21 protein-coding genes are annotated in these 24,124 nt (G+C 73.3%); 17 read left to right on the top strand and 4 right to left on the bottom strand.

Translation table 11 applies throughout. The annotated features are described in order from the left end of the window. Positions 1-3 precede the first annotated feature (3 nt). The gene (locus ACTEI_RS30945; RefSeq protein WP_187645848.1) at positions 4-492 is read right to left on the bottom strand and encodes a hypothetical protein; all 489 of its coding nucleotides are present in this window, start codon (positions 490-492) and stop codon (positions 4-6) included. Between the two features lie 171 nt (positions 493-663). Here ACTEI_RS30945 and rimP point away from each other — a divergent pair, with 171 nt between their 5' ends. The 10 genes from rimP to truB all read left to right on the top strand — a co-directional run bounded on the left by rimP (position 664) and on the right by truB (position 11,862). Continuing rightward, positions 664-1,293, top strand: coding sequence for a ribosome maturation factor RimP (gene rimP / locus ACTEI_RS30940; protein ID WP_122980873.1), 630 nt, complete (start codon positions 664-666; stop codon positions 1,291-1,293). Further along, a complete protein-coding gene (nusA, locus tag ACTEI_RS30935) occupies positions 1,290-2,306 on the top strand; it encodes a transcription termination factor NusA (RefSeq protein ID WP_122980872.1) in 1,017 nt (338 codons plus the stop codon). The genes rimP and nusA overlap by 4 nt, the downstream gene beginning before the upstream one ends. Then, positions 2,284-2,670, top strand: a complete 387-nt coding sequence (locus ACTEI_RS30930) for a YlxR family protein (protein ID WP_122980871.1) — start codon at positions 2,284-2,286, stop codon at positions 2,668-2,670. Before nusA ends, ACTEI_RS30930 begins: the two co-directional genes overlap by 23 nt. Positions 2,671-2,777: 107 nt before the next feature. Further along, positions 2,778-5,870 (top strand): translation initiation factor IF-2, encoded by a 3,093-nt coding sequence (gene infB, locus ACTEI_RS30925; protein ID WP_122980870.1) that lies wholly within the window; start codon positions 2,778-2,780, stop codon positions 5,868-5,870. 311 nt (positions 5,871-6,181) lie between these two features. Continuing rightward, a complete protein-coding gene (locus ACTEI_RS30920) occupies positions 6,182-7,207 on the top strand; it encodes a TRM11 family SAM-dependent methyltransferase (RefSeq protein ID WP_122980869.1) in 1,026 nt (341 codons plus the stop codon). 34 nt (positions 7,208-7,241) lie between these two features. Next, entirely contained in the window at positions 7,242-7,535 is a 294-nt protein-coding gene (locus ACTEI_RS30915; protein WP_122980868.1) for a DUF503 domain-containing protein, read from the top strand. A 124-nt stretch (positions 7,536-7,659) separates the two neighbouring features. Continuing rightward, positions 7,660-8,124 carry a 30S ribosome-binding factor RbfA gene (rbfA, locus tag ACTEI_RS30910; RefSeq protein WP_122982516.1) on the top strand — a complete coding sequence of 155 codons (465 nt, stop codon included), beginning with the start codon at positions 7,660-7,662 and terminating at the stop codon, positions 8,122-8,124. Beyond that, positions 8,124-9,143: a DHH family phosphoesterase gene (locus ACTEI_RS30905; RefSeq protein ID WP_122980867.1), complete on the top strand. Its 1,020-nt coding sequence runs from the start codon at positions 8,124-8,126 to the stop codon at positions 9,141-9,143. The genes rbfA and ACTEI_RS30905 overlap by 1 nt, the downstream gene beginning before the upstream one ends. A 458-nt stretch (positions 9,144-9,601) precedes the next feature. Then, entirely contained in the window at positions 9,602-10,915 is a 1,314-nt protein-coding gene (locus tag ACTEI_RS30900; protein WP_122980866.1) for an MATE family efflux transporter, read from the top strand. A gap of 98 nt (positions 10,916-11,013) precedes the next feature. Beyond that, entirely contained in the window at positions 11,014-11,862 is an 849-nt protein-coding gene (truB, locus tag ACTEI_RS30895; RefSeq protein ID WP_239082108.1) for a tRNA pseudouridine(55) synthase TruB, read from the top strand. A gap of 106 nt (positions 11,863-11,968) precedes the next feature. Here truB and ACTEI_RS30890 read toward each other — a convergent pair whose 3' ends face one another. Next, positions 11,969-12,370, bottom strand: a complete 402-nt coding sequence (locus ACTEI_RS30890; protein ID WP_239082105.1) for a response regulator — start codon at positions 12,368-12,370, stop codon at positions 11,969-11,971. Next, positions 12,367-15,273, bottom strand: coding sequence for a response regulator (locus ACTEI_RS30885; protein WP_122980865.1), 2,907 nt, complete (start codon positions 15,271-15,273; stop codon positions 12,367-12,369). The genes ACTEI_RS30890 and ACTEI_RS30885 overlap by 4 nt, the downstream gene beginning before the upstream one ends. A 100-nt stretch (positions 15,274-15,373) precedes the next feature. On the opposite strand from ACTEI_RS30885, the gene ACTEI_RS30880 reads away from it, so the two are divergent. From ACTEI_RS30880 to dapB, 5 genes are all read left to right on the top strand, one after another. Further along, on the top strand, positions 15,374-16,306 hold the full coding sequence (locus ACTEI_RS30880; protein ID WP_122980864.1) for a bifunctional riboflavin kinase/FAD synthetase: 933 nt from the start codon (positions 15,374-15,376) through the stop codon (positions 16,304-16,306). Positions 16,307-16,447: 141 nt separating this feature from the next. Continuing rightward, on the top strand, positions 16,448-16,717 hold the full coding sequence (rpsO, locus tag ACTEI_RS30875) for a 30S ribosomal protein S15 (protein WP_122980863.1): 270 nt from the start codon (positions 16,448-16,450) through the stop codon (positions 16,715-16,717). Between the two features lie 192 nt (positions 16,718-16,909). Continuing rightward, complete coding sequence (locus ACTEI_RS30870) at positions 16,910-19,264, top strand: polyribonucleotide nucleotidyltransferase (protein ID WP_122980862.1); 2,355 nt, start codon at positions 16,910-16,912, stop codon at positions 19,262-19,264. Then, positions 19,265-20,590, top strand: coding sequence for a M16 family metallopeptidase (locus tag ACTEI_RS30865; protein WP_122980861.1), 1,326 nt, complete (start codon positions 19,265-19,267; stop codon positions 20,588-20,590). It abuts the gene before it with no gap. 155 nt (positions 20,591-20,745) lie between these two features. Next, positions 20,746-21,450, top strand: a complete 705-nt coding sequence (dapB, locus tag ACTEI_RS30860; RefSeq protein WP_239082107.1) for a 4-hydroxy-tetrahydrodipicolinate reductase — start codon at positions 20,746-20,748, stop codon at positions 21,448-21,450. 200 nt (positions 21,451-21,650) lie between these two features. On the opposite strand, the gene ACTEI_RS30855 is transcribed toward dapB, so the two are convergent. Beyond that, positions 21,651-22,214, bottom strand: a complete 564-nt coding sequence (locus ACTEI_RS30855) for a GNAT family N-acetyltransferase (RefSeq protein WP_122980859.1) — start codon at positions 22,212-22,214, stop codon at positions 21,651-21,653. A 133-nt stretch (positions 22,215-22,347) separates the two neighbouring features. Between ACTEI_RS30855 and ACTEI_RS30850 the strand changes: the two genes are divergently transcribed. Together ACTEI_RS30850 and ACTEI_RS30845 are read left to right on the top strand one after the other, a co-directional pair. Beyond that, positions 22,348-23,565 (top strand): winged helix-turn-helix domain-containing protein, encoded by a 1,218-nt coding sequence (locus tag ACTEI_RS30850; protein ID WP_122980858.1) that lies wholly within the window; start codon positions 22,348-22,350, stop codon positions 23,563-23,565. Positions 23,566-23,582: 17 nt separating this feature from the next. After that, positions 23,583-24,122, top strand: a complete 540-nt coding sequence (locus ACTEI_RS30845) for a DUF2752 domain-containing protein (protein ID WP_122980857.1) — start codon at positions 23,583-23,585, stop codon at positions 24,120-24,122. Positions 24,123-24,124 lie beyond the last annotated feature (2 nt).

Genomic DNA, 24,124 nt, shown 5'->3' with positions numbered 1-24,124 from the left:
AAACTAGCGCAGCGCCTCCGCGTGCGCGGCACGAGCGGCGGCGATCGATCCGACCAGCGCGGCCCGTTCGGCCGCCGCGCTGCGGCACAGCGCGGCCGCGGTCTTCTGCGCGGCCAGCTCGGCCCGGCGCAGCGCGGAGGTCGTGTCGGCGCCGCCCGCGGCGGCCGAGGAGGCGGCCGGGCCGGACGGCAGCGTCGTGCCGATCACCCGGGCCAGCTCGCCGGCGTGCGCCCGGTGCGCCTCGGCCAGCGGGGTCAGTTTCCCGGCCAGCGCCGGCTGGGCCCGGGCCACCCGGTCGTACGCCGCGGCCAGCGCCAGCGCCTCGTCCAGCACCGGCCGCAGGGGGTCCGGTGCCGGGGCCGGCTCGGGGTCGTCGTCGAAGAGTCCGCAACCGCCCAGGGTGACCAGGCCGGCGAGGCCACCGGCCGTGCCCAGCACCCGGCGGCGGGTGTGTCCCGAATCGCTCGTCCGCACCGCGCCAGTCAACACCATCCCCTCTCCGGATGACGTCCGGGGCCGCTGACCTGCGGATCAGGTGGTTTCGGTGCGGCGGCGCTCCGCCCGGACCGTCGGCACGTTACGCTCTGCGTCAGCCGCGGGGCCGAGAACTGCCCGGCGGCATATAGTCGTTCCAGCGCAGAAACGAGCGAGAGGCCGAGCCCGATGACGCAGCGTGGTCGCGCCGGGGCCCGGCCCGGTGGTCGCCCGAGTGGCCGGCGGACCCGGCCCGAGCCGGAGTCCCGCAGCACCGCGAGCCCTCCGCGGATCGACTTGACCGCTGCCCGCGCCCGGTTGCGCGAGGTGGTCGAGCCGGTGATCACCAGGGCCGGTTACGACCTGGAGGATCTGACCCTGTCCCGGGCCGGCCGCCGGTTCGTGGTCCGGGTGCTGATCGACGCCGACGGCGGGATCAGCCTGGACGACGTGGCGGTCGTCTCCCGGGAGATCTCCGAGGCCCTGGACGCCGCCGACGAGCAGGGTGGCGAGGTGCTGTCCGGGGAATACCAGCTGGAGGTCGGCTCACCGGGGGTGGACCGGCCGCTGACCGAGCCGCGGCACTGGCGGCGCAACATCGGCCGCCTGGTCGCGGTGAACGGCCTGACCGGCCGGGTGCTGCGCACCGGTGACAGCGGGGTGACGCTGGAGGTGGACGGCGCCGAGCGCGAGGTGGCATGGGCCGACCTCGGAGCGGGCAAGGTCCAGATCGAGTTCAAGCGTCTGGACGAAGCCGATTTCGGCGACGAAGACGACGCCGACGATGATGACGACGACGAAGGGGAGGGCGAGGAGTGAACATCGACCTCGCGGCGCTGCGCGCCCTGGAGCGCGAGCGGGAGATCCCGTTCGAGACGATCCTCGCGGCGATCGAGACCGCGTTGCTGACCGCGTACCGGCACACCGAGGGCGCCCAGAGCCACGCCCGGGTGGAGATCGACCGCCGGACCGGGGTCGCCTCGGTGCTGGCCCAGGAGCTGGACGCGGACGGCACCGTGGTCCGGGAGTGGGACGACACCCCGCACGACTTCGGCCGGATCGCCGCGATGACCGCCAAGCAGGTGATCCTGCAGCGGCTCCGGGAGGCCACCGACGAGCAGCACTTCGGCGAGTACGCCGGACGCGACGGCGACCTGGTCACCGGCGTGGTGCAGGCGGACGCGGCCCGGGCCGAGAAGGGCATCGTCAGCGTCGACCTGGGCAAGCTGGAGGCGGTGCTGCCGCAGTCCGAGCAGGTGCCCGGCGAGTCGTACGACCACGGTTCCCGGATCCGCTGCATCGTGGTGCACGTGGCCAAGGGGTTCCGCGGCCCGCAGATCACCCTGTCCCGCTCGCACCCGGCGCTGGTGAAGAAGCTGTTCGCGCTGGAGGTGCCGGAGATCGCCGACGGCACCGTGGAGATCGCCGCGATCGCACGTGAGGCAGGTCACCGTACGAAGATCGCGGTCCGCTCCACCGTGCCGGGCGTGAACGCCAAGGGCGCCTGCATCGGCCCGATGGGCCAGCGGGTTCGCGCGGTGATGAGCGAGCTGCACGGCGAGAAGATCGACATCATCGACTGGTCGGACGACCCGGCGCACTTCGTCGGCAACGCGCTGTCGCCGGCGAAGGCGCTGCGGGTCGAGGTGGTCGACGCGGCCACCCGGACGGCCCGGGTGACCGTGCCCGATTTCCAGTTGTCCCTGGCCATCGGCCGGGAGGGACAGAACGCGCGGCTCGCCGCCCGGCTCACCGGGTGGCGTATCGACATCCGCCCGGACAACGAACCCACTCCCGTCGCGGACCGTGATGCGGCCGAGGCGGGGAACTGACCGGATACGCGGTCGCCGCAATCGAGGGGTAGACTTGCCCTCGGTCGGCCCGACGCGAACCTGCGTCGGCTGCCGCACACGCGCGCCGGCCGCTTCACTGCTGCGGTTCGTCGCGGCCGGATCCGGAGGTGACCTCCGGCTTCTGCCCGACCCGAACCGCCGACTGCCGGGCCGGGGAGCTCATCTGCATCCCGATCCGGCTTGCTTCGCGCAGGCGGAGCGACGTCGCGCCTTCGGGCGTGCGTTGCGTCTGACCGGTGTTGCTGACGCCGGGCTGCTTGCCGAGCACATCCGCACGGTCTCCGTGCCGCGCGGAACCACCGATGACGAGGCGTCCTCGCCCCGTCACGTCCCAGCAAGGTAGGACGACCCAGATGAGCACACGATGAAGTCCCTGAAATGACCAGGCTTCTAGTGCACGAGTGAGGTCGCTGCGGGTACTGCTCGCACGACCTCGAAGTGAGGAGTGCAGTGCCAGGCAAGGCCCGCGTACACGAGCTCGCCAAAGAGCTCGGGGTCGACAGCAAGACCGTGCTCGCCAAGTTGAAGGAAATGGGCGAGTTCGTTAAGTCCGCATCCAGCACCGTCGAGGCCCCGGTGGCCCGGCGGCTCCGTGGCGCCCTCGAGGCGGGCGGCAGCATCCCGGCGGCTCCGGCCGCTCCGGCCGCGCCCGCCCCGGCCCCGTCCGGTGGCGCCCCCACTCCGTCCGTGGCTCCGCGCCCGGGCCCGCCGGCCGCTCGGCCGCAGCCCCCGCGCCGCCCCGGCCCGACCCTCGGTTCCGGCCCGTCCGGCACCCCGACCTCTCCGGCCCCGTCGCCCGGCCAGTTCGCCCGGCCGAAACCGCCGGTGCCCGGCCGACCGGGCCCGACGCCCGGCCCGGTCGCCAAGCCGGCCAGCGCGCACGACATCGAGGTGGCGGCCGCCGAGGCGCGCGCCTCGGCGCTGAAGGCCGAGCAGGAGGCCGCCGTCAAGGCGGCTCAGGCCGCGCAGGCGGCCCGCACGCGGGACGCCGAGCGTCGGTCCGCCCAGCAGCAGCCGCCGTCCGAGGGCGGCCCGCGTGGGCCGCGTCCGGGTCCGGCCGGCATGCCGCCGCGTCCGGGTTCCCCGGCGGCCAACCGGGGCGCCGGTGGCGGCCAGGGCCAGGGCGGTCCCCGTCCGGGTCCGGCCGGTGGCACCCCGCGCCCGCCCGCGCGCGGTCCCGGTAACAACCCGTTCGGTGTCTCCGGCGGCGCGGCCCCGCGGCCCACGCCGGCTTCGATGCCGCGTCCCAGCCAGCCCGGTATGCCGCCGCGCCCGAGCCCCGCGTCGATGCCGCCGCGGCCCAGCCCCGCGTCCATGCCGGCGCAGCGCCCGGGCCGTCCCGGCGGTCCCGGCGGCGGCGCCGGTCGTCCCGGCGGTCCCGGCGGCGGCGCCGGTCGTCCCGGCGGTGGCGGCTTCCGTCCCGGTGGCGGCGGTGGCGGTGGCTTCCGCGGCGGTCCCGGTGGCGGCGGCGGTGGCGGTTTCCGTCCGGGTGGCGGCGGTGGCGCCGGTGGCGGCGGCTTCCGCGGCGGTCCCGGTGGCGGTGGCGGCGGTCCGGTCGGCGCGGGTGCTCCGGGTCGTCCCGGTGGCGCCGGTGGCCGTGGTCGCGGTGGTGGCGCGGCGGGTGCCTTCGGGCGTCCCGGCGGCCGGCCGACGCGTGGCCGCAAGTCGAAGAAGCAGCGTCGTCAAGAGTTCGACAATCTGTCGGCTCCGGCGATGAGCTCGGGCGCGCCCCGCGGTAACGGCCAGGAGATCCGGCTGTCCCGTGGCGCGTCGCTCTCCGACTTCGCCGACAAGATCAACGCCAACCCGGGCTCGCTCGTCCAGGAGATGTTCAACCTGGGCGAGATGGTGACCGCCACGCAGTCGGTGTCCGACGACACCCTGCTGCTGCTCGGCGAGCACCTGGGCTTCAACGTGGTGATCGTCAGCCCCGAGGACGAGGACCGTGAGCTGCTCGCGCAGTTCAACATCGACCTCGACGCCGAGGTGGCGGAGGACCGGCTGGTCACCCGGCCGCCGGTGGTGACCGTCATGGGTCACGTCGACCACGGTAAGACGAAGCTGCTCGACGCGATCCGCAAGACCAACGTGGTCGCCGGCGAGGCGGGTGGCATCACCCAGCACATCGGCGCCTACCAGGTGCAGTACGAGCACAACGACGAGGAACGGGCGATCACGTTCATCGACACCCCGGGTCACGAGGCGTTCACCGCCATGCGTGCCCGTGGTGCCCAGGTGACCGACATCGTCATCCTGGTCGTGGCCGCCGACGACGGTGTGATGCCGCAGACGGTCGAGGCGTTGAACCACGCCAAGGCCGCCGAGGTGCCGATCGTGGTCGCGGTCAACAAGGTCGACAAGCCGGACGCCAACCCGGAGAAGGTGCGCCAGCAGCTGGCCGACTACGGCCTGCTCGCCGAGGAGTACGGCGGCGACACGATGTTCGTGAACGTCGCGGCCAAGCCCGGCATCGGCATCGACGACCTGCTCGAGGCGGTCCTGCTGACCGCCGACGCGTCGCTGGAGCTGACCGCTCCGATCGACGGCCCGGCGCAGGGTGTCGCGGTCGAGGCGCACCTGGACAAGGGCCGCGGCGCGGTCGCGACCGTCCTGGTGCAGAAGGGCACGCTCCGGGCCGGCGACTCGATCGTGGCGGGCGGCGCGCACGGCCGCGTCCGCGCCATGCTCGACGAGAACGGCAAGAACGTCGCCGAGGCGGGTCCGGCCCGTCCGGTCCTGGTGCTGGGTCTGACGTCGGTCCCGAGCGCCGGCGACACGTTCCTGGCGGCCGAGGACGACCGCACGGTCCGGCAGATCGCCGAGCAGCGGCAGGCCCGCCGTCGTGCGGCCGCGTTCGCCAACTCGGGTGCCAAGGCCACGCTCGAGACGCTCATGGCCCAGCTCAAGGAGGGCGAGAAGACCTCCCTCACGCTGGTCATCAAGGGCGACAGCTCGGGTTCGGTCGAGGCTCTCGAGGACGCGCTGTTCAAGATCGAGATCCCGGACGAGATCCAGCTCAAGGTCATCCACCGCGGCGTCGGTGCGATCACCGAGAGCGACGTCAACCTGGCGTCGGCCTCGTCGGAGCAGACCGCGACGATCATCGGCTTCAATGTCCGGGCCTCGAACAAGGTCAAGGAGATGGCCGACCGCGCCGGCGTGGAGATCCGCTACTACAGCGTGATCTACCAGGCCATCGAGGAGATCGAGGCGGCGCTCAAGGGCCTGCTCAAGCCGGAGTACGAAGAGGTCGAGCTGGGCACGGCGGAGATCCGCGAGATCTTCCGCTCGTCCAAGATCGGTCTGATCGCCGGTTGTATGGTCCGGTCGGGCCTCCTCCGCCGCAACGCCAAGGCGCGTATCCTGCGCGACGGCGTCGTGGTGGGCGAGAACGTCACGATCAGCTCGCTGAAGCGGTTCAAGGACGACGCGACCGAGGTCCGCGAGGGCTTCGAGTGTGGTCTGACGCTGCAGGGCTTCGGCACGCCGCAGATCGGCGACGTGATCGAGACCTTCGAGATGCGGGAGAAGCCGCGGGCGTGATCCCGGGCTGAGGTTCGCGCGGCCCCGACGCTTCGGCGTCGGGGCCGTTCCCTTTCCCGGTACGACCCACCCCTGCCCGCCCGCGGTCACGCGCCCCGTCCCGGCCCCGCCCGGGCGCTGCGCGCCCGCCGACCCGAGCCCCGCACCGGCCGAGGTGGTCAGCCCGCCGTCCCGCGGACCCCTCGCCGTCCGGCGTTCGTGCGGCCCGGATCTCGCTGCCGTTCGTGCGGCCCGGGTTCCGCCCCGCGTTCGTGCCGCCCGGTTCCGCCCCGCGTTCGTGCCGCCCCGGGCCGGGCTGGGAGGATGGGCGCATGTCCCGCTACGCCATGCTGCTCGCTCCGTCCGCCAACCGCGTCTACGCCGACCAGGCGTCCCGCATGTCCCAGGCGGAGCTGGCCGCGTTCGCCCCGGTGCTCTCCTCGGAGCCGGCCGAGATCGGGGTGACCCGGCTGGGCGGGGTGGAATACCTGACCTTCACCGCCGGCCTGACCCCCCGGGACGTCGCCTACCTGTCGAACCTCTCCGCGGCGTACGCCCTCTTCGAGCTGCTCGACGGCGACCTGCTGCGGCCGATCACGCTCACCCCGCTGGCCCGCTACGACAGCGACCTGATCACCATCCCGAAGTACGCCGGCAAGACCAACGAGCAGTTCACCAAGCTGGTGCTGAACCTCACCCTGCTCGCCTCGGCCTCGGCGGAGCGGATGCTGGACGGCCACCTGACCGTGCTGGACCCGCTCTGCGGCCGGGGCACCACGCTCAATCAGGCCCTGATGTACGGCTACGACGCGCTGGGCGTGGAGATCGACGGCAAGGACGTCGAGGCGTACAAGCTGTTCCTGCAGACGTGGCTCAAGCGCAAGCGGCTCAAGCACACCGCCGAGCTGGTGCCGGTGCGCCGGCAGGGGCGCCGGGCGGCCCGCCGCCTGGAGGTGACCCTGGCGGCCAGCAAGGACGATCACCGGGCCGGCGCGGTGCAGAAGGTCACCGTGTTGCACGCCGACACCACAGCGCTGGACGGGCTGATCCGCGGCAACTGCGCGGACGTGCTGGTGGCCGACCTGCCGTACGGGGTGGCGCACGGGTCGTACGACGAGGGCGGCGGCATCTCCCGGCGCCCGCTGGACCTGCTGGAGCGGGCCGTGCCGCAGTGGCTGCCGCTGCTGCGCCCGGGCGGGGCGGTCGGGCTGTCCTGGAACACCAAGGTGGCCCGGCGGGAGCTGGCCGAGGACATCCTGCTGGCCGCCGGCCTGGAGCTGGTCGAGCACCAGCCGCTGGAGCACCGGGTCGACCAGGGCATCGAGCGGGACGTGCTGGTGGCTCGGAAAACCGGCTGACCAGGGCGGGGAGGCGGCGTAACCTGGCTCGCTGATGTATACCGAGACCGCTGTCTTCGACCTGCTCCTGCCCGGCGACTCCCGTTCCCTGAAGCAGAAGCGCTCGTACGTCCGCCCGATCATCGCGATGCTGAAGAAGTTCGACGTCAGCGTCGCCGAGGTGGGCTTCCACGACCTGCACGGCCGGGCACAGATCGGGGTGGCCGTGGTCGCCCCGGACCCGGCCCAGGCGCGCGCGGTGATCGACACCTGTGAGAACCAGGTGGCCGGCCGCCCGGAGATCGACCTGCTGTCGGTCAAACGCCGTCTCTACGGTGACGACGACTGAGCCGTGCCCGGCCGTCCGCCCCGGTCGAAACCGTGTGGTGGTCAGGCCTTGCCGCCTGGGTACTCTTCACCAGTTGGGCGGGGGCAAGGGTGACCCGCGGGTTCCACAGTCGGAGGTGGGCGAGATGTCGGATCCGGCCAAGACGCGTCGGCACGCGGAGCGTGTCCGTGAACTGGTGGCTTCGCTGGTGCGGGAGATCAAGGATCCCCGTCTCGGCATGGTGACGGTCACGGACGCCCGGATCACCGGTGACCTCCGGGAGGCGACCGTCTACTACACGGTCCTGGGTGACACGGCCGAGCAGTCCTCCACGGCCGCGGCGCTGGAGAGCGCCAAGGGGATGCTGCGCAGCCGGGTCGGCCACGCGCTCGGGCTGCGGCACTCGCCGAGCCTGGCGTTCGTGCTCGACAACGTGCAGGACCACGCCAAGGAGATCGACGATCTGCTGGCCGCGGCACGGCACCGCGACGAGGAGGTGCAGCGCCTGGCCGCCGGCAAGAAGTACGCCGGCGATCCGGACCCGTACAAGAGCGAGGAGCCGGAGGACGAGGACGAGGCCGAGCGGGTGGGCGCCCGCGAGGATCTCTAGTGACGCTGGCGGCGGCCGGTCCCGCCGCCGAGCAGTGGGAGGCCGCGGTCGCGGCGGTCCGCGGGCTCGGCGGCGACGCCGAGATCCAGCTGTTCTGCCATGTCAGCCCGGACGGCGACGCGCTCGGCAGCATGCTCGGTTTCGGTCTGGGCCTGCGCCGGCTCGGGTTCACGCGGGTCCGGGCGGCGTTTCCCGGCGAGTTCAGCGTGCCCGGGCCGTACACCGAACTGCCCGGCCTGGATCTGCTGGTGCCGGAGGCGGACGCCTACCCGGCGCCGGCCCTGGTCGTGGTCTTCGACGTGGCCAGTGAGAGCCGGCTGGTCGGGCTGGCCGAGCGGGTCACGGCCGCGCCGGTCAGCGTGGTCCTCGACCACCACGCGTCGAACACCGGGTTCGGCGGCATCCGGCTGGTGGACCCGCACGCCGCGGCCACCTCGGTGCTCGCCGAGCAGCTGCTCAGCCGGCTCGGGGTGCCGCTGGACGCGGAGATCGCCGAGTGCTTCTACGTGGCGCTGGCCACCGACACCGGGTCGTTCAAGTTCGACATGACCACGGTGGCGGTGCACGAGCTGGCCGCCCGGCTGATCGCGACCGGGCTGCGACCCGGTGACATCTCCCGGCGGATCTTCGACACCCGGCCGTTCGGGGCGATGAAGCTGGCCGGGGAGGTGCTCGGCCGCGCGGTGCTGGACCGGGACGCGGCCGGCGGGTGCGGCATGGTGTGGACCTACGCCACCCTGGCCGACCTGGCCCGGCACGGTCAGCCGCCGTACGTTCTGGACACCCTGATCGGGCCGGTCCGCTCGGTCGCCGAGGCGGACGTGTCGGTGCTGGTCAAGCAGGTCGCCGAGGGGGAGTGGGCGGTGTCGCTGCGCAGCAAGGGCGCGATCGACGTCAGCGGACTGGCCATCTCGCAGGGTGGCGGAGGTCACCGCCTCGCCGCGGGTTTCACCGGTTACGGGGCGCCCGCCGAGCTGGTGGCGACCGTGCGTCGGCTACTTGACGATTACCGGATCTGACGTCGTTTCAACAGCTCACCGGGGGTCATCCGAAAGGGTGGCCCCCGCTTTTCGTGTCCCGGATGCCGGGAACCGCCGGTCCTGTGCCGTGCTGAACGTTAGTTTGGGAGCTGAACGGTGATTTGGTTTTGCGCGGCTGACACCTACGCCTCCCGCGAGACCGCGAGCCGCCCGGGTCCACCGCCCCGGTGCGCGTCACCCCCGCCAGGCGTCCGGCGATCCCGGACCGGCCTCGCGTGACGCCCCGCTCGACCGCTTTTCGCCCGCCCGCTGGCGCGGGCCGCCCGGACCACACCGTGGAAGGACTCCCTGATGGCTGCCAAGCCCAAGCCCCAGCCCTCCGAAGACGCCCGCGAGCAGGCGCGCCGCGCGCTGCAGACCTCGCTCGACACGCGTCAGTAGGGTAAGGCGCACACTCGCTTGTAACCCTTACCGCTGGGCGGGCATCATGGGACACCATGAGCCCGCCCGCGCAACCGTCCGCCGGTTCCCGCCAGATCGCCAAGCTCGCCCTGCCGGCGCTCGTGGTGCTCGCCGCCGAACCGTTGTACGTGCTGGTGGACACCGCGGTGGTCGGCCATCTCGGGCCGGTCCCGCTGGCCGCCGTCGCGGTCGGCGGCACGGTCATGTCGGTGGCCGTCTGGTTTGGGACGCTGATGGCGTACGGGACCACCGGTCGCGCCGCCCGCCGCTTCGGCGCGGGGGACCGCCCGGCCGCCGTCGCCGAGGGCGTCCAGGCGTCCTGGTTGGCGCTCGGCCTCGGCCTGGCGCTGTGCCTGCTCGGCGTGGCGCTGGCCGGCCCGGTGGCGCACGCGCTGGCCGGCAACCCGGCGACCGCGGACGCCGCCGCCGGCTGGCTGCGGATCGCGGTGCTCGGCGTGCCCGGGCTGATGCTCGCCGCGGCCGGCAACGGCTGGATGCGCGGCGTGCAGGACACCCGCCGGCCGCTGGCCATCGTGCTCGGGGCGAACGTGCTCTCGGCCGGACTGTGCCCGCTGCTGGTCTACCCGTTCGGGTGGGGCCTGACCGGTTCCGCGGTCGCCAACGTGACCGCGCAGTCGATCGGTGGCGCCCTGTTCCTGCTGTCGCTGGTCCGCGAGACCCGGCGGCTGCGGCCGGTGCCGGCGGTCATCGTCCGGCAGGTGGTGCTCGGGCGGGACCTGCTGATCCGCGGCGCGGCGTTCCAGGCCTGCTTCCTGTCGGCCACCGCGGTGGCGTCCCGGTTCGGCGTGGCCGCGGTCGGCGCGCACCAGATCGCCCTGCAGCTGTGGTTCTTCGCCGCGCTCGTGCTGGACGCGGTGGCGATCGCGGCACAGTCGCTGGTCGGGGCGGCGCTCGGGGCCGGCGATGCGGATCAGGCACGGGACGTCGCCCGGCGGGTCACGCTGGCCGGCGCGGTGGCCGCGGTGGCCTTCGCGGCGCTGGCCGCGGCGGGCGCCCCGGTCGTACCCGGCTGGTTCAGCGACGATCCGGCGGTGCTGGACCAGGCCGCGGTGGTGTGGCCGTGGTTCGTCGTGCTGCTGCCGTTCGCCGGAGTGGTCTACGCCCTGGACGGGGTGCTGATCGGCGCCGGTGACGTGGCGTACCTGCGGGTCACCACGATCCTGGCCGCCCTGTTCGGCTTCCTCCCGATGATCTGGCTGGCCTACGCGCTGGACCTGGGTCTGGGCGGGGTCTGGGCGGGGCTGGCCCTGTTCACTCTCGTCCGGCTGGTGGCCACGGTCTCCCGGTGGCGCTCGCCGCGCTGGCTGGTGGTCGGCGCGACCCGCTGACCTGCCCGTGCCGGGTGCGCCCGGGGCCGGGGCGCCGGTGGCCGGGCCATAGGGTGGTCGGTGTGGATGGACTGATCGTGGTGGACAAGCCGGCCGGGATGACCTCGCACGACGTGGTGGCGCGGATCCGCCGGCTGGCCCGCACCCGGCGGGTGGGGCACGGCGGCACGCTGGACCCGATGGCGACCGGCGTGCTGATCATCGGGGTGAACCGGGCGACCCGCCTGCTGACGTACGTGATCGGCGCGGAGAAGAGCTACACCGCGACCGTCCGGCTGGGCGAGTCGACCGTCACCGACGACGCCGAGGGTGAGGTCACCGCCACCACGTCCACCGCGGGCGTGACCGACGAGGCGATCCGGGCCGGGCTGGCCGCGCAGGTCGGCGAGATCGACCAGGTGCCCAGCGCGGTCAGCGCTATCAAGATCAATGGCCAGCGGGCGTACAAACGGGTGCGTGACGGCGAGGCGGTGGAGATCCCGGCCCGGCGGATCACCGTGCACCGACTGGACGTGCTGGCCATCCGCCGGCCGCAGGGCCGTGACGTGATCGACGTCGACATCGACGTGACCTGCTCCTCCGGCACCTACATCCGGGCGATCGCCCGCGATCTGGGGGCGGCGCTGCGGGTGGGCGGGCATCTCACCGCCCTGCGGCGTACGGCGGTGGGTGGCATGACCCTGGACGCCGCCGCGACCCTGGAGCAGCTCGAGGAGCGGGCCCCGGACGTGGTCGGCCTGCCGCTGTCCGAGGCGGCCCGGCGCGCGTTCCCGCAGCGGGTGGCCACCGAGGAGGAGACGCGGGTGCTCCGGCACGGCGGGCCGCTGGCCCCGGCCGGCATCGACGGGCCGTACGCGGTCTTCGCCCCGGACGGCGAGGTCCTCGCCGTCGTCAGCGAGCGGGGCGGCCGGGCCCGCGCCGAGATCGTGCTGGCCCCGGCGCCCTGACCCGGGCCGCGGTGACCCCGGGCCGCGGCGCCCCCGGGCCGCGGTGACCCCGGGCCCCGGCCGCCCCCGGGTCAGCGGTGACCCGGGGCCGCGGCCGCGCGCCGGGTCAGTCGGCGAGGTGGCGGGCGACCGTGGCGACCAGGGCCGCGGCGGCGTAGGGCTTGTCCAGGAAGTCGTCGCATCCGGCGTCCAGCGCGGCCCGCTGGTCCTGGGGCAGGACGCTGGCGGTCACCGCGACCACCACCGGCTTCGGGCGGTCCGCGGGCGCCTGTCCGGCCGCCAGCTCCCGGGCCAGGCTCAGGCCGTTGCCGTCCGGCAGGTTCAGGTCGAGCAGGATCAGGTCGAACTCGCCGTCGCGCAGGCTCTGCCGGGCCTCGCTCAGCGTGGTCGCGTCGACCAGCTCGGCGTTGCGCACGGCGTCCACGCCGGCGCGCGACAGCACCGCCTTGACCAGCATCCGGTTGAGTTCCTCGTCCTCCACCAGCAGGATGCGGTGCCGATCACTCACAGGTCCTCCTTCGGGGGAACGCGTCCGGACGGATCCGGGACGATGCTGCCGGAGGACTCCGGGGCGATGCCGGCCGTCTGCGCCGGGCCGGCGCAGACGTCGCCCGGATGCGCCGAGCCGAAGAAGCGGGCCGGATCGGCGACCCGGCCCACCGAGACGGCCGGGCCGCCGGGCACGGCGCTGCGCAGGTGCAGCGCCTGCGGGGAGCTGCCCGCCGGGGGATGGACGCGGCGGGCCGCCGGATGCGCCGGGTGGTGGGCCAGCGCCGGGTGATGCGCCGCCGGGTGCCGCGCCAGCAGCGGCGCCAGGCTGTCCCAGCCGGCGCCGCCGGCCATCGCCTCGGCGACCACCCCGCCGGCCATCGCGGTCGCGATCAGCGGCGCGGTGTCCCCGGGCTCGCGCTCGGTCAGCGCCGCCGCACTCAGCCCGAGCACCGGGGTGTGCCGCCCGGCCGGGTCCTGCTCGATCGCGGCGAGCAGGCTGAACCCGTCCGCCGCCGGCGACTGCATGTCGCAGACGATCAGGTCGAAGTGCTCCTCGCGGCTGCGGGCCAGCCCGTCCCGGCCGTCGGCGCAGGCCACCACGTCGGCGCCGCCGGCCCGCAGGCCGTCCTCGATGGCGTGCCGGACCGCGTCGTCGTGGTCGACCACCAGCACCCGTGGCGCCGGTCGCGCGGCGATCGCGTTGGACAGCGCGCTGAGCAGGGCCGGCTGGTCGACCGGCTTGACGAAATAGTCGTGCGCGCCGAGGGCCAGCCCGGCCGCGGCCTCGTCCAGGATGCTGGCGAAGAAGACCGGTACGGCGGCGAGCGCGGCGTCCGCCTTGAGCTGCCGGATCACCTCCCAGCCGGAGATGCCGGGCAGCTCCACGTCCAGCACGATGGCGTCCGGCCGGTGCTCGCGGGCCACGGTCAGCCCGCTCTCCCCGCTGCCGGCCACCTCGACCCGGTACCCGGCGTTGCTCAGCTGCGTCTGCATCAGCTCGGCGGAGTGCGGGTCGTCCTCGACGAGCAGGACGTACGGGGCGTTCGTGGCGCCGGCGGCGCTCGGCTGCGCCACCGGGGCGGCGGGCAGCCGTACGGTGAAGGAACTGCCGTGGCCGGGAGCCGAGCGCAGCGTGATGTCGCCGCGCTGCGCCTCCACCAGCCGGCGCGTCAGCGCCAGGCCCAGGCCGGTCCCGGCCTGGCGCCGGTCCGGGTCGCCGACCTGCTGGAACTCCTCGAAGACACGTTCGGCGTCGTCGTCCGCGATGCCCACCCCGGTGTCCGTGACGGTCACCGAGACGTCGGTGTCCGATCCGGTCACGGTGATCGACACGGTGCCCTCCGGCGGGGTGAACTTGATCGCGTTGGAGAGCAGGTTCTCCACGATCTGCCGCAGCCGCAGCCGGTCGGCCAGCGCCGTCACCGGGGCCAGCTCGGTCATCACGGTCAGGTTCTTCTGGGCGAACAGCGGGGACAGCGTGGTCAGCAGCTCCTCGATCGCGGTGTCCACCCGGACCGGGGCGACGCGCAGGTCCATCCGGCCGGCCTCCACCTTGGCCAGGTCCAGGATGTCGTTGATCAGGCCGAGCAGGTGCCGGCCGCTGCTGTGGATGTGGTCCACCCAGTCGGCCGGGACCCGGCGGCGGTCGCCCTCCGGCTCCTCCAGGCGCATCAGGTCGCTGAACCCGATGATCGCGTTGAGCGGCGTACGCAGCTCGTGGCTCATCCCCGCCAGGAAGTTGCTCTTCGCCTCGTTGGCCCGGGTCAGCGCCTCCACCGAGTTGCTCAGCTCGGCGGCCAGCCGGCGCTCGCGGGCGGTCACCGCCTGCCGTTCGGCGAGGATGCCGGCCTGCCCGCCGAGCTCGGCCAGCAGGCCCACGTCGTCGTCGCTGAACAGGCTGCGGTGCCGGTTGAACAGCAGCACCCAGCCCTCGACGTCGGGCGGCACCGGCATCCGCAGCACGGTGACGAAGTCGTCGCGCAGCCCCTCGCCGAAGTGCCGGATCAGCGCCGGGTCGCCCTCGCGCAGTCGGGCCGGGCGGCCGGAGCGGAGCAGCCGGCCCGGGTCGCCCTTGATCGGCTCGTCCGGTACGTCCAGCGGGGGCCCGGCGTACGCGATCTGCTCCAGCGGGCCGTCCGGGATCGAGTGGTGCGGCAGCAGCACGGCCACCGCGTCCGCGCCGGTCTGCACCCGCATCAGGTCGGCGTAGGTCTGCCACACCTCCTCCGGCGCGTCGGCCGGCGCCCGCAGCAGCCGCTCGGTCATCGACTGCGCGGCCGTCACCGCGGAGAGCCGGCGCAGCCAGCGCGGCGGCATGAACGCGATGAGGTAGCCGAGCCCGCTGGCCAGGGCGAGGATCCGGCTGATCGCGCGCAGCACCGGGTCGCCGCCGGCGGCCGCGCCGACCAGCATGATCATCAACCCGAAGGTGAGGGTGGCCGCGCCCGCGGTCATCAGCCGGGCCCGGTTGGTGCCGGTCCGGCTGCGGGCCTTGCCGAGCAGCAGGAGGCCCGCGGTCACCTCGGCGCTCAGGAAGTAGACGACCGCGAGGCCGATCAGCCACTGCGGCAGCGGGCGCTCCATCAGCATCAGCGGGATCGCCAGCAGCAGGTAGGCCACCAGCGCGCCGCGGATCAGCACGCGCGGCACGTCGCGCAGCCGCCCGGCCAGGCGCAGCGTCAGGTACGGCTGGGCCATCAGCGGCAGCGCGGTGAGCGGCCCGGTCAGCGCGGGCCGGGTGCCGATGGTCTGCCAGAGCGCGTCGACGCCGAACGCCAGCGCGCACGGGGCGAACACCAGGGTCACGTCGCCCTGCAGGGGGTCCCGGCGGCGCAGGTACCCGATCAGCGCGCGCAGGAAGAGGACCGCGAAGGTGCTCTCCGCGGCGAGCAGGACGAGACGGGTCCACTCGACGCTCATATCGGTCCCAATCGTACCGATCCGGGCGCGTCGCAGGGGGAATACGCGGTGTCCGGCCGGTCGATACGCTAAGGCCGGACAACTCGGCGGAGGAGCTTGGATGCAGCGGTGGCGGGGGTTAGAGGCGGTCCCCGGTGGCTGGGGTCGTTCGGTCGTGACCATCGGCGTCTTCGACGGCGTGCACCGCGGGCACCAGGCGATCATCGGGCACGCGGTGAAACGGGCCCGCGACATGGGCCTGCAGTCGGTGGTGCTGACGTTCGACCCGCACCCGGCGGAGGTGGTCCGCCCCGGGTCGCACCCGGCGGTGCTCACCGAGCCGGTGCGCAAGGCCGAGCTGATCGAGCAGCTCGGCGTGGGCGCGCTCTGCGTGGTCCCGTTCACCCCCGCCTTCTCCCAGCTGGAGCCGAACGAGTTCGTGCACGACGTGCTGGTCGAGTCGCTGCACGCGGCGGACGTGGTGGTCGGCGACAACTTCCGGTTCGGGCGCCGGGCGGCCGGGGACGTGACGCTGCTGGAGAGCCTGGGGCGGACGTTCGGGTTCACCGTCGAGGAGGCGCCGCTGGTCTCGGCGGACGGGGTGGTGTTCTCCTCGACGTACATCCGCAGCTGCGTCGACGCCGGGGACGTGCGCGCCGCGGCCACGGCGCTCGGCCGGCCGCACCGGCTCGCCGGCGTGGTGGTCCGCGGTGACCAGCGTGGCCGCGAGCTCGGTTTCCCGACCGCCAACCTGATGACGCACCGCTATGCCGCGGTGCCCGCCGACGGCGTCTACGCGGCCTGGCTCACCCGCGGCGGGGAGAACGCCGGGCGCTGGCGGGCCAGTGTCTCGATCGGCACCAATCCCACGTTCTCCGGGCGCGAGCGCCGGGTGGAGGCGTACGCGCTGGACTTCCAGGGTGACCTGTACGGCGAACGGATCGGCCTGGATTTCGTGGAGCATCTGCGTGAGCAGCGGACATATGACTCCATCGAACCGCTGATCGCCCAGATCCGGGCCGACGTGGACGAGACCCGGCGGCTGCTCCGATGACCGGCTGGTAGGGTTTAAGCGTCGAGGATTATTCGACACCGGTCCCGCTCTGCCTTCGAAGGTTCTGCCCTCGCCGGTATGGCCTGCCCGACGCCGCGGGTCGCGGGACCGTTGAATCGGCAACACAGAAGTCCGGAGATCATGGCGCTCGACCAAGAGACCAAGAACAAGATCATGGGTGAGTACGCGACCAAGGAGGGCGACACCGGTTCGCCCGAGGTTCAGGTCGCCATGCTCACCAAGCGGATCGCCGACCTGACCGAGCACCTGAAGGTGCACAAGCACGACCACCACAGCCGTCGTGGTCTGCTGCTGCTGGTCGGTCAGCGCCGCCGCCTGCTGAACTACGTGCAGAAGAAGGACATCGCCCGCTACCGGTCGCTCATCGAGCGTCTCGGCCTGCGCCGATAGTTTTGGACACGGGAGCGGCTCCGGCCGCTCCCGTGCCGCACCACCCCACGGACCCGCGCGGCTCACATCGGCAGCACCGGTCTCCGGTAGTGGTTCCCAGGCATACTTACCTGGGTACTTCGATCGAAGACCGGCCTTTGCGAACCACGCTGTAGACCGCCGGGTCCTCGACGAAGAGGAGTACCGCACTTCATGACAGAGCAGACCGCTCTCGGCACCGAGTCTCGCACCGCCGTCATCGACAACGGGTCGTTCGGCACCCGCGAGATCGTCTTCTCCACCGGCCGGCTGGCCAAGCAGGCCGCCGGCTCAGTGATCGTCCAGCTGGGCGACACCACCGTTCTCTCCGCCACCACGGCCAGCAAGGCGCCGAAGGAGCACTTCGACTTCTTCCCGCTGACCGTCGACGTCGAGGAGCGGATGTACGCCGCGGGCCGGATTCCCGGCTCGTTCTTCCGGCGCGAGGGCCGTCCCAGCGAGGACGCCATCCTCACCTGCCGGCTGATCGACCGGCCGCTGCGCCCGTCGTTCACCAAGGGCCTGCGCAACGAGGTCCAGGTCGTCGAGACCGTGCTGGCGCTGGACCCGCAGCACCCCTACGACGTCGTCGCCATGAACGGCGCGTCGATGTCCACCAAGCTCTCCGGCCTGCCGTTCAGCGGCCCGGTCGGCTCGACCCGGATCGCGCACATCGACGGTCAGTGGGTCGCCTTCCCGACCATCGACGAGCTGGAGCGCGCCACCTTCGACATGGTGGTCGCCGGCAGGGTCGTCGGAGACGGCGACAGTGCCGATGTTGCGATCATGATGGTCGAGGCCGAGGCCACGCCGCACGCGGTCAAGCTGATCGCGGCCGGCGCGACCGCCCCGACCGAGGAGATCGTCGCCGGCGGCCTGGAGGCCGCCAAGCCGGCCATCCGCGAGCTCTGCCGGGCGCAGAGCGAGCTGGCCGAGGTGGCCGCCAAGCCGGTCGCCGAGTTCCCGGTCTTCCTGGACTACCAGGACGACGTGCTGGAGGCGGTCAGCGAGGCGGTCCGCGCCGAGGTCGCCGAGGCCCTGAAGATCGCCGGCAAGCAGGAGCGCGAGGAGTCGCTCGACCTGGTCAAGGCGAAGGCGCACGAGCTGCTCGCCGAGCGGTTCGAGGGCCGGGAGAAGGAGATCAGCGCGGCGTTCCGCTCGATCACCAAGTCCGAGGTCCGGCAGCGGGTGCTGCGCGAGCAGATCCGCATCGACGGCCGTGGTCCGCGGGACATCCGCCCGCTGAGCGCGCAGGTCGGCGTGCTGCCGCGGGTGCACGGCTCGGCGCTGTTCGAGCGTGGCGAGACCCAGATCCTGGGCGTCACCACGCTGAACATGCTGCGCATGGAGCAGGCGCTGGACACCCTCTCCCCGGAGAAGACCAAGCGCTACATGCACAACTACAACTTCCCGCCGTACTCGACCGGGGAGACCGGCCGGGTGGGCTCGCCGAAGCGGCGTGAGATCGGCCACGGTGCGCTGGCCGAGCGCGCGCTGGTCCCGGTGCTGCCCTCGCGCGAGGAGTTCCCGTACGCGATCCGGCAGGTCTCCGAGGCCCTCGGCTCGAACGGCTCCACCTCGATGGGCTCGGTCTGCGCCTCGACGCTGGCCCTGCTCTCCGCCGGTGTGCCGCTGAAGGCACCGGTCGCCGGCATCGCGATGGGCCTGATCTCCGACGAGGTCGACGGCAAGACGCAGTACATCGCGCTGACCGACATCCTGGGCGCCGAAGACGCGTTCGGCGACATGGACTTCAAGGTCGCCGGCACCAGCGAGTTCGTCACCGCGCTGCAGCTGGACACCAAGCTCGACGGCATCCCGTCGGACGTGCTGGCCGGCGCTCTGCAGCAGGCGCACGAGGCGCGCGCCACCATCCTGTCGGTGATGGAGGCGGCGATCGCCGCTCCGGCCGCGATGAGCGAGTACGCCCCGCGGGTCACCACCGTGAAGATCCCGGTCGACAAGATCGGCATGGTGATCGGCCCGAAGGGTCAGACCATCAACGCGATCCAGGACGAGACCGGCGCCGACATCTCGATCGAGGACGACGGCACCATCTACGTCGGCGCGACCAACGGCCCGGCCGCCGAGGCCGCGGTCGAGCGGATCAACGCGATCGCCAACCCGACCCTGCCGAAGGTCGGCGACAAGTTCCTCGGCACCGTGGTGAAGACGGCCGCGTTCGGCGCGTTCGTCTCGCTGCTGCCCGGCCGTGACGGCCTGCTGCACATCTCCAAGGTGGGCGACGGCAAGCGCGTCGAGAAGGTCGAGGACTTCCTCAACGTCGGCGACAAGGTCGAGGTGTCGATCGCGGACATCGACCAGCGCGGCAAGATCTACCTGGACAAGGTCCGCCCGGAGGGCGAGGAGGCACCGGCGGCCGCGCCCGCCGCATCCGCCGCGGCCGGCGCCGAGGGCGAGGGTGGCCGTCCGCCGCGTGAGGAGCGCGCCCCGCGTGGCGAGGGCGGCGGCGAGCCGCGCCGGCGCCGGTCGCGCCCGTCCGGCGACCGTGGCGAGCGCCGCGACTAGGTGACAGCGAACAACCACGGGCCGGCCGAGAGGCCGGCCCGTGTCGTCACCCGGACCCTCCAGGACGGCGTGCGCCGCACCGTCCTGCCCAGCGGCTTGCGCATCATCACCGAGGCGATCCCGACCACCCGCAGCGCCGCGCTCGGCATCTGGGTCGGGATCGGCTCGCGCGACGAGAGCCCGGCCATGTCGGGCGCCTCGCACTTCCTGGAGCACCTGCTCTTCAAGGGCACGCACAAGCGCACCGCGCTGCAGATCTCCGCGGAGATCGAGGCGGTGGGTGGCGAGACCAACGCCTTCACCACCAAGGAGTACACCTGCTACTACGCGCGGGTGCTCGACAGCGATCTGCCGCTGGCGGTGGACGTGCTGGTGGACGCGGTGGCCGACTCGATCCTCGATCCGGCGGACGTGGAGACCGAGCGTGGCGTGATCCTGGAGGAGATCGCCATGCACGAGGACGAGCCGGGCGACGAGGTGCACGACGTCTTCGCCGAGGCGGTCTACGGTGACCACCCGCTCGGCCGGCTGATCTCGGGCACCCCGGAATCGGTCACCCCGATGACCCGGAACCAGATCAACAACTTCTACCGGCGCCGGTACCGCGCGCCGCAGGTGGTGATCGCCGCGGCCGGCAACCTGGAGCACGCCGCGGTGGTCCGGCTGGTGCGCAGGGCGCTGGCCGGCAGCCCGCTGGACACCGCCGCCGCGGCGCCGTCCGGGCCGCGTGCCGGCGACCGGCGCGTCCGCGTGCAGAAACCGCACACCGTGGTCCTGCACCGGGACACCGAGCAGGCGCACATCGTGCTCGGCGGCGTCGGCATGAGCCGGTACGACGAGCGCCGCTTCGCCCTCGGCGTGCTGAACAACGTGCTCGGCGGCGGCATGTCGAGCCGGCTGTTCCAGGAGATCCGGGAGAAGCGTGGCCTGGCGTACTCGGTGTACTCGTACGCCGCCCAGTACGCCGACTCCGGCCTGTTCGGCGTCTACGCCGGCTGCGCCCCGGGCCGGGCCCCCGAGGTGCTCGACCTGATCCGCACCGAGCTGGAACGTGTGGCGCGGACCGGGATCACCGCCGAGGAACTGGGCCGGGGCAAGGGCATGGTCAAGGGGTCGTACGTGCTGAACCTGGAGGACACCAGCTCCCGGATGAGCCGGCTGGCCAAGTCCGAGCTGCTGCACGGCCACCTGATGAGCGTGGACGAGCTGCTGGGCCGGGTCGACGCGGTGACCATCGCCGATGTCGGGGAGGTCGCCGCCGACCTGCTGACGCGGGAACCGTCCCTGGCCGTGGTGGGGCCGTTCGACGAGGGCGCGTTCCCCTGACCAGGCTCGCGTGCCGGCGCCCGGACACCCGCGCTGCCGCTGCCGCCGGACCGCTCCTCGCGAGCGGTGCCGGGCGGGCCGTGCCGGTACGTTAAGTTGACGCTGTGACAGAGCCTGAACGCATCCGTGTCGGTGTTCTCGGCGCCCGGGGCCGCATGGGCCTCGAGGTGTGCAAGGCGGTCGATGCCGCCCCCGACCTCGATCTGGTCGTGCTGATCAATGAGGGTGACCGGCTGGCCGCCGCCGCCGAGGCGGGCGCGCAGGTGCTGGTCGACTTCACCAATCCCGGCGCGGTCATGGAGAACCTGCGCTGGTCGGTCGAGCAGGGCATCAGCATGGTGGTCGGCACCTCCGGCTTCACGCAGGAGCGGCTGGAGCAGGTGCGCGGCTGGCTGGCCGAGCGCCCGGAGGTGGGCGTCGTGATCGCGCCGAACTTCGGCATCGGCGCGGTGCTGATGATGCAGTTCGCCGCCCGCGCGGCCCGCTACTTCGACTCCGTGGAGATCATCGAGCAGCACCACCCGCGCAAGCTGGACGCGCCCAGCGGCACCGCGACGCACACCGCCCGGCTGATCGCCGAGGCGCGGCGGGCGGCGAAGTGCCCGCCGATGCCGGATGCCACCCAGGAGGAGCTGGACGGCGCCCGCGGCGCCGACGTCGACGGGGTGCGGGTGCACGCGGTCCGCGCCGCCGGGCTGGTCGCCCACCAGGAGGTCCTGTTCGGCACGACCGGGGAGACCCTGACCATCCGGCACGACTCGCTGGACCGATCGTCGTTCATGCCGGGCGTGCTGCTCGCCGTGCGCGCGGTGCTCCAGCGCCCGGGCCTGACCGTGGGCCTGGACGAGCTGCTCGACTGAGACGCCGCGCGCCGCGCCGGCCGGCCGGGCGTGCGGCCGTGGCCCGTCGCCCGGCAACGGCGCGTCGCGGCGCGCAGCCGGGCCGGGCGCCGCGCGGGAGCGCCCCGGGGCTCGGCCGCGAGGCCTGCGGACGGGGCCACCGGGCGTACCGGAAAGGATCGGCCCGCCGCCGGCGGCCTCGCGCCGGGCGGCGGAGCGGGTCAGTCCCGGGTCAGCTCGACGTGCAGGCGCAACTGGGGCACCAGCATGTCGTCGACGTCCAGCGCCCGGCCCGCGCCGTCCGGCGCCCACCCGGCCGCCTCGAGGAACTTGCGCATCACCGCGTCGGCCTCGTAGGCCCAGGCCACCGCATACCGGAAGCCGTCCTCGCGCCAGAGGTCGACGGCCGCGGCGAGCAGCCGGCTGCCGTGCCCGCGGCGGCCCCAGCGCGGTTCCACCAGCAGGTCGGTGACCGCCGCGAAGTCGTCCGGCAGCGGCGGCTCCTCGGGCGCCAGCGCCTGCTCGTCGACCGGTCCGGCGGCGGCGAAGCCGACCACGTGCTCGGCGGACTCGCCCTGCTCGACGGCGATCAGCACCCGGTGCCGCGGCGAGGGCGGCGCGGTGATCGCCTCGGCCCAGCCGGCGGCCAGCATCTGCTCGTCGAGCTGGGCCAGCACGTGCGCCGGGAACATGCGCCGGTAGGCGCTGCGCCAGGTGGTGAGCTGGATGCGAGCGATCTCCGGGGCGTCGGTGGGACGCGCGGGACGGACGAAGCCGAGTGCCATGGCGGCAGCCTACCGAGGACACCGGCGGCGGAGTTCCGGCCGCCCGGTCCCGGGCGCGCCGCCTCGGTCCGCACCCGGATCGATGTCGCCACGTCGGCGGGAGTGTCACACCCCTGGCCTACGCTGCATCCCGATGACCAGTCTCGAGACGCTCTCCGCCGCGCAGGCCCGCCGGATCACCCTGGCCGCGCAAGGGTTCACCGATCCCGGACCGGGCGGAACCGCCGATCTGCGGCATCTGCGCCGGGTGCTGCGCCGCCTGCACCTGATCCAGATGGACTCGGTGAACGTGCTGCAACGGGCCCATTTCATGCCGCTCTACAGCCGGCTGGGACCCTACCCGCCCGCGCTGCTGGAGCGCGCCGCCTACCGCCGGCCCCGGGAGCTGTTCGAGTTCTGGGGTCACGAGGCGTCGCTGATCCGGGTCGATCTGCAGCCGCTGTTTCGCTGGCGGATGGCCCGCGCCCACGAGTATGCCTGGGGCAACATGCGCCGGATCGTCGCCGAGCAGCCCGAGCTGGTCGCCTGGGTGCTCGACGAGGTGCGCGAGCGCGGCCCGGTCACGGCCAACGACATCGAGCACGACGCCCCGCGCCGCAAGGATCACTGGGGCTGGAACTGGTCGGTGGTGAAACAGGCGCTGGAGTGGCTGTTCTGGTCCGGGCAGGTGACCGCGGCCGAGCGGACCACCTCGTTCGCCCGCCGCTACGACCTGCCCGAGCGGGTGCTGCCGCCGGCCGTGCTGAACGCGCCGACCCCGGAGCCCGAGGAGGCGTTCCGCTCGCTGGTCGAGCTCTCCGCCCGGGCCCTCGGCGTGGCCGCCGAGCCCGAGCTGCGCGACTACTTCCGGCTGCCGGCGCAGGCCGGCCGCCGGGCGGTGGCGCAGCTGGTCGAGGCCGGCACGCTGCGGCCGGTGACCGTCCCGGGCTGGCGGCAGCCGGCCTACCTGCACGCCGCGGCGCGACTGCCGCGCCGGGTCGACGTGGCCACCCTGATCAGCCCGTTCGACCCGTTGATCTGGCAGCGGGAGCGCACCGAGCGGCTGTTCGGCATGACGTACCGGATCGAGATCTACGTGCCGAAGCCGCAGCGGCGGTACGGCTACTACGTGCTGCCCTTCCTGCTCGGCGACCGGTTCGCCGCCCGGGTCGATCTCAAGGCCGACCGCCGTGCCGGTGTGCTGGAGGTGCCGGCCGCCTGGCTGGAGCCCGGCGCCGACCCGGTGACGACCGCCGAGGCGCTCGCCGCGGAGCTGCGCCGGCTGGCCGGCTGGCTCGGTCTGGGCGCGGTCGCGGCCCCGGTGGCCGGTGATCTCGCCGGCCCGCTCACCGCCGCGCTGATCGCCCGGTGAGGTGTACCGTGGCGCACATGAGCACCGTCCTGCCCCCGTGGCTGGCCTCCCAGCCGCTGCAGGGGCCGCCGGTGCCACCGGACTGGCCGGCGTATCGTCTGGCTCCCGAGCCGGACCGGCTGACCCGCTTCGTCGACCGGCTGGCGGCGCGCTCCCCGGTCTGGCTCGCGCCGCTCGCGGTGCTGGCCTGCATGGGCGGCGCGACGGGTTACACGCTGCTCACCGACCCGGCCGCGGCCCAGGCCGGCGCCGAGCCCACCTGCCTGCTGAAATACACCACCGGCTTCGTCTGCCCGGGCTGCGGCGGCACCCGTGCCGCGTGGTACCTGTTGCACGGCGATCTGCCCGCGGCCGCGCGGCATCACGCGATCTTCGTCTTCGCGGTGCCCTTCCTGCTGTACATGTACGTCGCCTGGGCCGGCCGGAAGATGTTCCGATGGCGGATCCCGCAGCTGACGGTCTCTCCGGCCGTCATGATCACATTCATGGTGGTGTGGGGTGTCTGGAGCATCCTGCGTAACCTGCCCTGGACGCCGTTCACCGCTTTCTACGTGTGACC

The sequence above is a fragment of the Actinoplanes teichomyceticus ATCC 31121 genome (assembly GCF_003711105.1).
GTDB lineage: Bacteria > Actinomycetota > Actinomycetes > Mycobacteriales > Micromonosporaceae > Actinoplanes > Actinoplanes teichomyceticus.
This window is presented reverse-complemented; position numbering and strand designations above follow the sequence as displayed.

Bases quoted from the DNA above. Each gene is read 5' to 3' on its own strand.
- rimP (WP_122980873.1), top strand. From the start codon at position 664: ATGACGCAGCGTGGTCGCGCCGGGGCCCGGCCCGGTGGTCGCCCGAGT.
- dapB (WP_239082107.1), top strand. From the start codon at position 20,746: ATGGGCCTCGAGGTGTGCAAGGCGGTCGATGCCGCCCCCGACCTCGAT.
- ACTEI_RS30920 (WP_122980869.1), top strand. From the start codon at position 6,182: ATGTCCCGCTACGCCATGCTGCTCGCTCCGTCCGCCAACCGCGTCTAC.
- ACTEI_RS30930 (WP_122980871.1), top strand. From the start codon at position 2,284: ATGCGGCCGAGGCGGGGAACTGACCGGATACGCGGTCGCCGCAATCGA.
- ACTEI_RS30885 (WP_122980865.1), bottom strand. From the start codon at position 15,273: ATGAGCGTCGAGTGGACCCGTCTCGTCCTGCTCGCCGCGGAGAGCACC.
- ACTEI_RS30850 (WP_122980858.1), top strand. From the start codon at position 22,348: ATGACCAGTCTCGAGACGCTCTCCGCCGCGCAGGCCCGCCGGATCACC.
- rpsO (WP_122980863.1), top strand. From the start codon at position 16,448: ATGGCGCTCGACCAAGAGACCAAGAACAAGATCATGGGTGAGTACGCG.
- ACTEI_RS30900 (WP_122980866.1), top strand. From the start codon at position 9,602: ATGAGCCCGCCCGCGCAACCGTCCGCCGGTTCCCGCCAGATCGCCAAG.
- ACTEI_RS30855 (WP_122980859.1), bottom strand. From the start codon at position 22,214: ATGGCACTCGGCTTCGTCCGTCCCGCGCGTCCCACCGACGCCCCGGAG.
- ACTEI_RS30870 (WP_122980862.1), top strand. From the start codon at position 16,910: ATGACAGAGCAGACCGCTCTCGGCACCGAGTCTCGCACCGCCGTCATC.
- ACTEI_RS30880 (WP_122980864.1), top strand. From the start codon at position 15,374: ATGCAGCGGTGGCGGGGGTTAGAGGCGGTCCCCGGTGGCTGGGGTCGT.
- ACTEI_RS30915 (WP_122980868.1), top strand. From the start codon at position 7,242: ATGTATACCGAGACCGCTGTCTTCGACCTGCTCCTGCCCGGCGACTCC.
- rbfA (WP_122982516.1), top strand. From the start codon at position 7,660: ATGTCGGATCCGGCCAAGACGCGTCGGCACGCGGAGCGTGTCCGTGAA.
- ACTEI_RS30945 (WP_187645848.1), bottom strand. From the start codon at position 492: ATGGTGTTGACTGGCGCGGTGCGGACGAGCGATTCGGGACACACCCGC.
- ACTEI_RS30845 (WP_122980857.1), top strand. From the start codon at position 23,583: ATGAGCACCGTCCTGCCCCCGTGGCTGGCCTCCCAGCCGCTGCAGGGG.
- truB (WP_239082108.1), top strand. From the start codon at position 11,014: ATGACCTCGCACGACGTGGTGGCGCGGATCCGCCGGCTGGCCCGCACC.